Below are 11,484 nucleotides of genomic sequence, written 5' to 3' on the forward strand. Positions count from 1 at the left end.
TATTTTAACTATAAAACTGCAATGTTCAATATAATAAAGTTAAAAATAAACTCCACTCAAAAACTTTAATGAGTGGAGCGAAATTTAAAATAATAAACTAATTATTCTTCTTTTTGTTTTTAATGACAGAAGTAAACCATCCTATAATTACTAGTAAAATAAGCACTGCCCAGAAAATGGATTGCCATAAAGCACCATGAGGGAATTCTTCTGGTAATACGCCAATATCAGGATGCGCAAGAACCATTACAACTAATTTAATACCAACCCAGCCAACAATGGCAAAGGCTGCTCCCTCTAAACCTGGATATTTATTTAATAATTCAACGAACCAATTTGCAGCAAATCTCATTAGGATGACGCCAATCATGCCACCTAGGAACATGACTATAAATTGACCTAAATCCATCCCACCGAAGTGAATACCCATCTTAGGTAATGTCACTGCTATAGCTAAGGCAGCTAACATTGAATCAATAGCAAATGCAATATCTGCAAATTCTACTTTGAAAACTGTACCCCAAAAAGCTTTAGGCCCAACTTTCTTCTCATTTCCAGAATCATCATAGTGATGGTCATCACCTGAGTCTTTATGATGCTCTTCATCTGATTTATGAAAGAAATCCCATAAATTCTTAATAGACATATAGATTAAATAGATTGCACCTGCAGCTTGAATCCACCAGAAATTAGCGATGATACTAATTAAGAATAAGGCAATAAATCTAAATATAAATGCTCCTAATAAACCATAAAACAATGCCTTCTTACGTTGTTCTGGTGGTAAATGTTTTACCATTACAGCCATAACTATTGCGTTATCAGCTGCCAATAAACCTTCTAAGAATACAAGCACTAAAAGCACCCATAAATAAGGTAAAATCAAACTTGGATCCATAGTGGACAACTCCTTTATTTAAGAAATACAAATAAAGAGACCTATGCTAAATCATAGCAAAGGTCTCACTAAGCAATTGTATTGCCCACTTTACCGGAAGACTTACCTTCGTAATGACGATAAAGTGTTAAATAGTAGTTACTAATAATTAAAGTTCTACTATCCTCAAGTTACTCCCCTCTGACAAAGTTGTCATAGGTATTCATTTGTTAATAATAGTATACATAGATTGTACAAGTTACACAATCTAAATCGTACTTACTTCGTTTAATATGTTCTTAAAGAATACCCTTTGTCAATAAAGTTAAACTCAAAACTTATAATAAACTGTATAACTTAATATCAGGGAATTTCTCTTCAAACCAACGTGTCGCAAATTCATTTTCAAATAAGAAGACGAAGTTATCATAACGGTCTTTCACTAAAATAGAACGTGATGTGTTCATATTATTTTTAATATCTTCTTCATTTTCTATCCAACGTGCAATTTTTCTGCCTACTGGTTCCATCACTACATCAACATTGTATTCATTCTTCATACGGTGCTCAAACACTTCAAATTGTAATTGACCTACAGCACCTAGAATGATTTGATTCGTGTGTAGTGTTTTATAGTATTGGATTGCACCTTCTTGTACAAGTTGCTCAATACCTTTGTGGAAATGCTTTTGTTTCATTACGTTTTTAGCTGAAACTTTCATAAAGATTTCAGGTGTAAATTGAGGTAAATCTTGGAAACTATATTTTTGCTTAGCACCGACAAGCGTATCGCCGATTTGATAATTACCAGTATCATATAGACCGATTATATCTCCAGCTACTGCGTGGTTAACAGTTTCTTTATCATCTGCCATAAATGAAGTAGATCGTGTTATCTTTTGTTTCTTATTTGTTCTTTGTAATGTAACATCCATACCACGTTCAAATGCACCGCTTACAACACGCATAAAGGCAATGCGGTCTCTATGTTTAGGATCCATATTTGCCTGTATTTTGAAAATAAATCCTGAAAAGTCTGTATCAAATGGACTTACTTCAACATCTTCATTTGTTTGACGAGCGTTAGGCATAGGTGCGTGGTCAACATAAGCATTTAAGAAGTTTTGTACACCAAAGTTAGCTAAAGCTGAACCAAAGAAAACTGGTGTGAGCTCACCGTTTAGTAACGCATCATTATCAAATTCTTCGCCCGCTTCTTCCACAAGCATCATTTCTTCAATAGCTTGTTCAAAAGCACTATCATTTTTAATATCATGATCTTCTTCTAATTCATAATCATCATTTAAATGTATTAAATTTTCTTCATCTCTAAATGGTTCGATAGTTTTAGTCGCTCTATCTATAATACCGAAGAAGTTTTGACCCATACCAACAGGCCAGTTCATTGGATACGTTTCAATATTTAATGTTTCTTCAATTTCATCTAATAATTCAAATGGTTCTTTACCAACTCGGTCAAGTTTATTGATGAACGTAAAAATAGGAATACCTCTCATTTTACATACTTTGAAAAGTTTTAGAGTTTGAGGCTCAATACCTTTTGCACAGTCAATTACCATGACAGCACTATCAACAGCCATTAGAGTACGGTAAGTATCTTCAGAGAAGTCTTCGTGTCCTGGTGTATCTAAAATGTTAATTTTATAATCATCATAATCAAATTGCATAACTGAACTAGTCACGGAAATACCACGTTCTTGTTCAACCTTCATCCAGTCACTTGTAGCAAATTTCCCTGTCTTTTTACCTTTAACAGTACCAGCTTCTCTAATCGCTCCACTGAAGTATAATAATTTTTCAGTTAAGGTAGTTTTACCAGCATCTGGGTGTGAGATGATGGCAAAAGTTTTTCTTGACTCTACTTCTTCCTTTAAATTCATTCATCATTCTCCTTTTAGTTTGTTGCTATCCAATCACTAATGTCACGTGCGAGTGCATCGGCTTCATTTTCCGTATATAGATTAAATAATTGCATTAATAATTCTTCATGTAATTCATCTTTAGTTAAGTCGAGAGGTAATTCTGTTGACCAGAATATATCGGGAATCGCAATTATCATTACGCCTCTCTCTATATATTGACAGAAATAAATATTTATCGTTAGTTCATTATACTGAAGTTGCTTAATCTTCAACAGGGCCACCGCCGAATTTCTTATAAGCAGCATCTAATCCAATTAAATCATCCCTATGAGGGACTTTCACATGTCCTGGCATTATTTGATAAGGTTCTCTACCTTTAGACGCCAATACTACTGTATCTCCGGGTTCAGCAACCTCTATTGCATGTCTAATACCTTCAGCACGATCATCAAATTCAACATAATTATCATGTGTTGCACCTTTAGCTAATTCAGCTGTTAGCATTTTAGGATCGTCATTTGCAGGGTTATCAGGAGTGAAGATAACATAATCTGCACGGCAAGCTACGCTACCCATCTCAGGCGTTTTAGTCATATCTCTTTCTCCAGCCATACCAACTAAGAAAATCAATTTCTGTTTAACAAACGGTTTTACAGCGTCAATTAATTTATTCATACCATCAGCAGTATGCGCATAATCAATAATTAAATCAATTGGTAATGATGGGTCCAGCACTTCTAATCGTCCTTCTACGGGTTCTAGAGAAGTTACCGCATTAATAATTTCTTCCATAGAAGCACCTTTACTCCAAACTGCAATGATAGCAGCCATAATGTTAGAGATATTAAATCGCCCTACATATGGTGATTTAACCCGATAATCTCCAAATGGTGTGCTTAAATCGAATTCTACACCCTGCAACGATTCATTAATATTTTTAGCCATAAATTGAGCTTCATTATCAATGCCATATGTAAACACTTCATAAGGTGTCACGCTTGCTAGGTAATGAGAAAATTCATCATCATTATTAAGAACAACGTATTTTTCTTTCGCTAAATCTTCACCAAGTTGGCTAAATAAAAGTGATTTTGCATGGCCGTATGCTTCCATAGTACCGTGAAAATCTAAGTGATCTTGTGTTAGATTTGAGAAGATTGCTACATCAAATTCTACACCTCGTAATCGGCCAAGCGATAAACCATGACTTGAGACTTCCATTGTCATTGCTTCCGCGTTAGCATCAACTGCTTCTTTAATTTTTTTAGTTAGTGAAACAGTTTCTGGCGTAGTGTTAGCTCCTTTAGTCTTCGTTTCATTAATTTGGAAACCATTGGTACCTAAATAAGCGCTATTTTTATTTAATTTTCTATAAATGAGATGAATCATTGTTGCAATTGATGTTTTACCGTTAGTACCTGTTACACCATAAGTCGTCAACTGATGACTTGGAAAATCAAATAACGTATGTGCTAGTAAACTAGCTACTCTCAATGTATCTGGAACAATAACTTGAGTCACTTCTCCTTCAAGTTCGAGTTCCCTATTTACAACTACAATACTACAACCTTGCTCAATTACATTTTGACAAAAATTATGACTATCTACCGTATATCCTTTTGATGCTACGAAAATACTTCCTTCTCTAGCTGTACGTGAATCAGTAGTAATATCGTCTACATTTTTATCTAGTGTTCCAATTACATTTTTTACTCTTATTTTCTCGAACAACGCACTCGCATTCAAAATGTATCGCTCCTTTATTTACAATAATTCTATTATACACATTTTACTTGTGTTGATAAATTTATTCTTATTTATTAAGGGTAGTTAATAAAATTATGTACTTCTGTATTAAATAGGAAGTAAAAATCCAATGAAAAATATACTTCAATGTAAAATTTAGGCAATTTTTATTAAGCTTAAGTAAAAATATCTTAAAAATATTTCTATAGCCCCAATCATCCCAATACATTTCCCTTAATTAATGCTAGTATGAAAGTAGATTAAGAAAATATAAAGTTTTTAATAAGTTTATTTTGAGTTAGCACGAAGTTTTGATTGAGTAATTAAAAATTTATTTTGAAGATGAGTATGGTATAATGCATAAATAAAAATTTAAAATTACTTAGTTTACAAAGTTAACATACAGCCAAAAAATGTGTTGCACACTGTATTTATTGTGCTACGAAACGGCACCTTGTTGTCACTTAATTTCTTTTATAATGTATGAAAATACGTTACACTTATTATAAATTTTAAAAATTAATGGAGGGTGGCTATAAATGGTTACTCAAAATAAAAAGATATTGATTATTACTGGATCATTTGGTAACGGTCATATGCAAGTCACACAAAGTATTGTCAACCAATTGAACGAAATGAATTTAGATCATTTATCAGTAATACAACATGATTTATTTATGGAAGCTCACCCAATTATGACTTCTATATGTAAAAAATGGTATATCAATAGCTTTAAATATTTTAGAAATATGTATAAACGTTTTTATTATAGCCGCCCTAACGAGCTTGATAAATGTTTTTATAAATATTACGGATTAAATAAATTAATCAATTTACTCATCAAAGAGAAACCAGATTTAATTCTTTTAACATTCCCTACACCTGTAATGTCAGTCTTAACTGAGCAGTTTAATATTAATATTCCAATTGCGACTGTTATGACAGATTATCGCATGCATAAAAATTGGATTACTCCAGATTCTCAAAGATATTACGTTGCTACAGAAGATACCAAAGATGATTTCGTTGAAGCAGGCGTTCCTGCCTCTCATATAAAGGTAACAGGGATTCCTATTGCTGATAAGTTTGAAGACTCCATTGATAAAGAGGCTTGGTTATCTAAACATCATTTAGACCCAAACAAACCAACGATTCTAATGTCAGCAGGTGCATTTGGAGTTTCTAAAGGTTTCGATTATATGATTAATGAAATTTTAGAAAAAAGCCCTCATTCACAAGTCGTTATGATATGCGGACGTAGTAAAGAACTCAAACGTTCTTTAAAAGCTAAATTTAAACATAATCCAAACGTTTTAATTCTAGGTTATACAAACTATATGAATGAGTGGATGGCTTCAAGTCAATTAATGATTACTAAACCAGGTGGAATAACAATCTCTGAGGGACTTACTCGTTGCATCCCAATGATCTTCTTAAATCCTGCACCTGGTCAAGAACTTGAAAATGCTCATTATTTCGAAGATAAAGGATTTGGCAAAATTGCTGACACGCCAAATGAAGCCATTGATATCGTATCACATTTAACAAATCATGAAGATAGACTAGAAGCTATGACAAATCAAATGCGAATATCCAAAGTAAGTTATTCAACTCAGAAGTTATGTAGAGATTTATTAGATTTAATTGGTCATTCATCTCAACCAGAAGAAATCTACGGAAAGGTTCCTTTATATGCAAGATTCTTCGTTAAATAATTACTCCAATAACAAAAATTTTGTTATTATGTTAGTTATTTTGTTCTTAATGGAATTTGCACGAGGCATGTACATACTTAGCTATATCAACTTCTTGCCTACAGTGACGTCTATTGCAATCGCAATTACTTCATTCGCATTTTCTATACATTTTATAGCTGATGCGGCGACAAACTTTGTTATCGGATTTTTATTAAAGAAATTTGGTGCTAAAATTGTCTTAACTGCAGGCTTTTTACTCGCGTTTGTTAGTTTGTTTCTAGTCATCTGGTTCCCGGCATCACCATTCGTAATCATCTTTAGTTCGATTATGCTAGGAATAGCCGTTAGTCCTATTTGGGTTATCATGTTATCAAGTGTTGAAGAGAATAATCGTGGTAAACAAATGGGTTATGTATACTTCTCATGGTTACTCGGTTTATTAGTCGGTATGGTCGTTATGAATTTATTAATCAAAGTGCATCCGACCCACTTTGCTTTCATGATGTCTCTTGTAGTTCTTATCGCATGGGTATTATATTACTTTGTTAATATACAATTGACGAACTATAATACGAAGCCTGTTTCTGAACAGCTTAAACAAATCGTGGATGTAACTAAACGACATCTCGTACTGTTTCCTGGGATATTACTACAAGGTGCTGCAATTTCAGCGTTAGTGCCTATACTACCTAAATACGCTACAAAAGTAATCAAAGTTTCTACCGTTGAATACACCATTGCAATTATTATTGGTGGTATCGGTTGTGCATTTTCAATGTTATTTTTATCAAAAATTATTGATAATAACAGTCGTGGATTTATGTACACCATCATCTTCGGTGGCTTCATACTATATACGTTATTAATTTTTGCTTTATCATTGGTAACAAATATTTACTTAGTTTGGGTAATCGGTCTATTTATTGGATTAATGTATGGAATTCTTTTACCTGCGTGGAATACTTTTATGGCGGGTCATATTAATCCTGAAGAACAAGAGGAAACTTGGGGCGTATTTAATAGCGTTCAAGGTTTTGGATCTATGATTGGACCATTAGTTGGTGGATTAATCACTCAATTTACAAACAATTTAAATAATACATTTTACTTCTCAGCTATGATTTTCTTATCTTTAGCTGTATTTTATGGATATTACTTCATAAGCGGTAAACAAAAAAAGAAATAGATTATTCGAAGCCTATTGATGAATTTCATTGATAGGCTTTTATTCGACCTAATGAGAAGCTAGATTTTCATATGTGATACATATAATATTCCGCTACAAAAAAAGGATGAATCGACACCCCTGTACAATTCATCCAATCATTTATATTAATTAACCTAACTCAAATGTTTCCACTACTGTCCATTTATCGTCTGCTTCATTATATTGTAGTAAAGAAAGTTCATTAATTGTCTCTTTATGGTCTACCCCTGCTAATTTTACTTGACCATAAATATCTTCAAATTCTTGACTTGAAAGCCCTTGTGCAATTGTAAAATGCGGAACAAATGGATGTTCAGCCTTACCATAAAATTCATCAGTATTGAATTTATCAAAAAGTTTTTCTAAAGAATCAGTTTTAGCTACTTTAAAGTAAATAACATTAGTTGTTGGAGCAAAACTTGAAGCTTTTGTTGCATGAACATCCACCGGTTGAATGTCATTAATACGTTTTTTCACTTCTTCTTTAATAGAATCTAATTCATTATCATCAATTTCAAATTGAGATTTGATAGTAATATGAGGCATAATTTGTGCATAATGCGTATCATAACGTTTACGATAAGCATTTACCTCTTCTTGGAATGACTTAGACGGAACTAATGCTAATCCTAGAATCATTTAAATTCCTCCTTTGTTTAACATATTTCCATTATATCAAAATTTTTTGAAAACCGTTACTTTTAAAGTGAAAACAATTACATATCTGAAATTTCTACATTTAGTAAAATTTATATTTATAATCCCTTTATGATTAGAATACTAAAATAGGAAGAACACTTAATCTGGTATGACATCACTTAAAAAATATTCAAGAATTTCACCTAATAATGGCTTCCATGATTTCCAACTATGCCCGCCCTCAAACTCAGTGTAATAATAATCAATATCATAATCTCTAATAAGTCCAGCTAATTCTCGATTAGGCGTAAGGAAATTAGCACGTTTACCATTTGTAGGTAATGTGAAATCTTCCTCTTCTAAACCAATTGCATGCCATAGTGTAAGTTGATTTCTATTATCACAATTAACTACTTTCTGTTTTACATTATCATCATACATTGGACTTAGCATTGCTGCCTGACTAAATATAGTTGGATAAGTGAGCGCAGTCATTAAAGCGATACTACCAGCCAAACTATCTCCAATTAATAATCTAGCATTACCTACTTTATAAGTTGGAAAAGTAGAATCAATGAACGGTAATATTTCCTTACCTATTGCTTGAACTGTCAAATGCGAGCGACTACCTGATGGATGAAACTCTTCTCGTCGTTTATCAACATCTTCATAATGAAAACCAACGATAATTGCTCTTTGAATAGAATTATCCTTTCTCAATTGTTCATACGTACGTTGAATTCTACCGAATCTTAAGAAATCTAAACCATCAAAGCATAAAATCACTTGATACTTAAACAACTCAGTATATTCTTCAGGTAAATAAATGGAGAGTGTCACATCCCTATCTAGAATGTCACTGTGTATTATTTTTTTATTTATCTTTCCAGCGTTAAACTCTGTCATATGCGTATGCCCCCTCATAGTAGTATTATCATTGTATCAAGACTTACACTACATTTAAATTCTCTATAGTAATTTTATGCATATACGTTAGTAGCATATTATTAATTTTAAAGATATAATAATCTTTCTTTATAAATTAAGTAAAAGCTTATTTATGCCGTCTTTGAGTATGATTTATAAAGTATTTTCTCTTTTTTAAGATATAGTTTTAAGATATACTTATTAAGAATAAATAAAAGTATTACTATAGGAGGAAAGAGGTTTATGTTAAATAAAGTTTGGTTTAGAACCGGCATATTTATTATAATGCTGTTCATACTCATCAAACTATTTATGGAAGTACATGAAGTATTTACACCAATCGCGACGATTATCGGCTCTGTATTCCTTCCATTCCTTATTAGTGGTTTTCTATTTTACATATGTTTACCTTTCCAAAATATTTTGGAAAGATGGGGATTTCCACGTTGGGCAAGTATTTTAACAATATTTATCGGGTTAATTGCAATTATTGCTATTGTAGTGTCATTCATCGCACCGATAATTATTTCAAACATCAATAATTTAATTAAGCAGACACCTGCTTTACAAAAAGAAGCTGAACATATTATTAATTTCTCTTTAAAACAAATGGATAAATTACCTGATGACGTGACGCATCGTATTAATAAGGCAGTTAAATCTGTAGGTGATGGTGCAACATCCGTTTTATCTAACTCAGTCACTTACATCACATCATTTATTTCAACAGTTTTCTTATTAATTATGGTACCTTTCTTCTTAATTTATATGTTGAAGGATCATGAGAAATTTATTCCAGCTATAGGGAAATTTTTCAAAGGTGAACGTAAAGTATTCATCGTTGATTTATTAAAAGATTTAAACTTCACTTTAAAATCTTATATTCAAGGTCAAGTGACAGTTAGTGTGATTCTAGGTATTATTCTTTACATTGGCTATTCAATTATAGGACTACCATACACACCATTACTTGTACTATTTGCAGGTGTAGCAAATTTAATTCCTTTCTTAGGCCCATGGCTTTCATTTACACCCGCGGCTATTTTAGGCATCATTGAAGGTCCTACAACATTTATATGGGTTTGTGTAGTTACATTAATAGCACAACAACTTGAAGGAAATGTGATTACTCCTAATGTTATGGGTAAATCTTTAAGTATTCACCCTCTAACAATTATTGTTGTAATCTTAGCTGCAGGAGATTTAGGTGGCTTCACTTTAATTCTAATAGCTGTTCCTTTATATGCGGTAATTAAAACGTTAGTTAGCAACATCTTTAAATATCGTCAAAGAATTATTGATAAAGCTAACAGTGACGTTAAAGATACGAAATAAACATTCTAAACATCGCTTACTATTAACGAGTAAGCGATGTTTTTTTATTGAAAATGATTAAACTTACGAGTGCGATTGTACGAGCAATTAAAAGTTAAAAATCTCATGTTGATTTATGGTTGAAAATAATATAAAAAAGCGATTGAGCTTGTTACTCAACCGCTTCAAATAATATAAATTGTTATTTAATTGCGTGGAATCCACTATCAACATGGATATTTTCACCAGTTACACCACTTGATAAATCACTTAATAAGTACGCTGCTGTTTTACCTACTTCTTCTTGATCAACGTTTCGTTTTAATGGTGCACGTTCTTCAATCTCTTTAAGAATTGTATTAAAGCCTCCTACACCTTTCGCACTTAAAGTACGAATTGGACCTGCTGAAATGGCATTTACACGAATATTATCTTCGCCTAAATCAAGTGCTAAATATTTTACATTTGCTTCTAAGCTAGCTTTAGCAACACCCATGACGTTATAGTTTTGAACAGCAAACTCACCGCCAAGGTAAGTTGTTGCAACGATACTTCCACCTTCTGGCATAAGCTTTTTAGCTTCATGTGCAACAATAGTTAAAGAATAAGAACTAATATCTTGAGCAAGTAAGAAACCGTCACGTGAAGTTTCATTGAAACGGCCTCTTAAGTCTTCCATATTGGCAAATGCAATTGAATGATAAACTCCGTCAATATTTCCTACTTCTTCGCCAATTTTTGCGAATCCGTTAATAACATCTTCATCACTTTGTACATCAATTTGATATAAATAATGTTCAGATTGATTGAGTTGTTCTAATAATTTTTCTAATTCTTTACGGCTACGTTCTTTACGGTATGTAAATACTAACTTTGCACCTAATTTGTCCAATACTTTAGCTACACCAAATCCGATACTACGTTTGTTTGCAATACCCATGATGACATATGTTTTATTCTCTAAATTTAACATTACAGTATAACTCCTTAATAAAAAATCAATTCTTTTTTCAATGGTTATAAACTTGTTTCTTAAATAACCCCTTTACCATAATTAGTTTAACACTTTTAGTACCTGATAATAAAGTATTTTAGACCTTCATCATTATTCGAAACTTATGGATAATTTTTTGAAAAAACATTCTTACGAGTACTAAAAAATTCTAGAAGATTAACACACAAATTCAACACTTT

At 32.2% G+C, this 11,484-nt stretch carries 10 protein-coding genes and 1 riboswitch; of the genes, 3 read left to right on the forward strand and 7 right to left on the reverse strand.

Translation table 11 applies throughout. The features are described 5' to 3' along the window. Window positions 1-97 precede the first annotated feature (97 nt). The 4 genes from V6C74_RS08760 to V6C74_RS08775 all read right to left on the reverse strand — a co-directional run bounded on the left by V6C74_RS08760 (window position 98) and on the right by V6C74_RS08775 (window position 4,506). Window positions 98-898, reverse strand: coding sequence for a TerC family protein (locus tag V6C74_RS08760; RefSeq protein WP_002452889.1), 801 nt, complete (start codon window positions 896-898; stop codon window positions 98-100). Window positions 899-969: 71 nt separating this feature from the next. Beyond that, window positions 970-1,089, reverse strand: a riboswitch (yybP-ykoY riboswitch). A 126-nt stretch (window positions 1,090-1,215) separates the two neighbouring features. After that, window positions 1,216-2,778 carry a peptide chain release factor 3 gene (locus V6C74_RS08765; protein WP_016898800.1) on the reverse strand — a complete coding sequence of 521 codons (1,563 nt, stop codon included), beginning with the start codon at window positions 2,776-2,778 and terminating at the stop codon, window positions 1,216-1,218. A gap of 14 nt (window positions 2,779-2,792) precedes the next feature. Beyond that, window positions 2,793-3,065: a YueH family protein gene (locus tag V6C74_RS08770; protein WP_080554658.1), complete on the reverse strand. Its 273-nt coding sequence runs from the start codon at window positions 3,063-3,065 to the stop codon at window positions 2,793-2,795. Further along, a complete protein-coding gene (locus tag V6C74_RS08775; protein ID WP_002452886.1) occupies window positions 3,022-4,506 on the reverse strand; it encodes a UDP-N-acetylmuramoyl-L-alanyl-D-glutamate--L-lysine ligase in 1,485 nt (494 codons plus the stop codon). The genes V6C74_RS08770 and V6C74_RS08775 overlap by 44 nt, the downstream gene beginning before the upstream one ends. 539 nt (window positions 4,507-5,045) lie before the next feature. Between V6C74_RS08775 and V6C74_RS08780 the strand changes: the two genes are divergently transcribed. Continuing rightward, window positions 5,046-6,221, forward strand: a complete 1,176-nt coding sequence (locus V6C74_RS08780; protein WP_002452885.1) for a diglucosyl diacylglycerol synthase — start codon at window positions 5,046-5,048, stop codon at window positions 6,219-6,221. Further along, entirely contained in the window at window positions 6,199-7,389 is a 1,191-nt protein-coding gene (locus V6C74_RS08785; protein WP_002452884.1) for an MFS transporter, read from the forward strand. The genes V6C74_RS08780 and V6C74_RS08785 overlap by 23 nt, the downstream gene beginning before the upstream one ends. A 150-nt stretch (window positions 7,390-7,539) precedes the next feature. Here the strand turns inward: V6C74_RS08785 and V6C74_RS08790 are convergent, their stop codons facing one another. Further along, the gene (locus tag V6C74_RS08790) at window positions 7,540-8,049 is read right to left on the reverse strand and encodes a YjcG family protein (protein ID WP_002452883.1); all 510 of its coding nucleotides are present in this window, start codon (window positions 8,047-8,049) and stop codon (window positions 7,540-7,542) included. Between the two features lie 159 nt (window positions 8,050-8,208). Further along, window positions 8,209-8,955: an esterase family protein gene (locus V6C74_RS08795; RefSeq protein WP_002452882.1), complete on the reverse strand. Its 747-nt coding sequence runs from the start codon at window positions 8,953-8,955 to the stop codon at window positions 8,209-8,211. Between the two features lie 264 nt (window positions 8,956-9,219). On the opposite strand from V6C74_RS08795, the gene V6C74_RS08800 reads away from it, so the two are divergent. After that, complete coding sequence (locus V6C74_RS08800; RefSeq protein WP_002452881.1) at window positions 9,220-10,311, forward strand: AI-2E family transporter; 1,092 nt, start codon at window positions 9,220-9,222, stop codon at window positions 10,309-10,311. A 181-nt stretch (window positions 10,312-10,492) separates the two neighbouring features. Here the strand turns inward: V6C74_RS08800 and fabI are convergent, their stop codons facing one another. Beyond that, complete coding sequence (gene fabI / locus V6C74_RS08805) at window positions 10,493-11,263, reverse strand: enoyl-ACP reductase FabI (protein ID WP_002452880.1); 771 nt, start codon at window positions 11,261-11,263, stop codon at window positions 10,493-10,495. Between the last annotated feature and the right edge of the window lie 221 nt (window positions 11,264-11,484).

The sequence above is a fragment of the Staphylococcus capitis subsp. capitis genome, assembly GCF_040739495.1.
GTDB classification, from domain to species: domain Bacteria; phylum Bacillota; class Bacilli; order Staphylococcales; family Staphylococcaceae; genus Staphylococcus; species Staphylococcus capitis.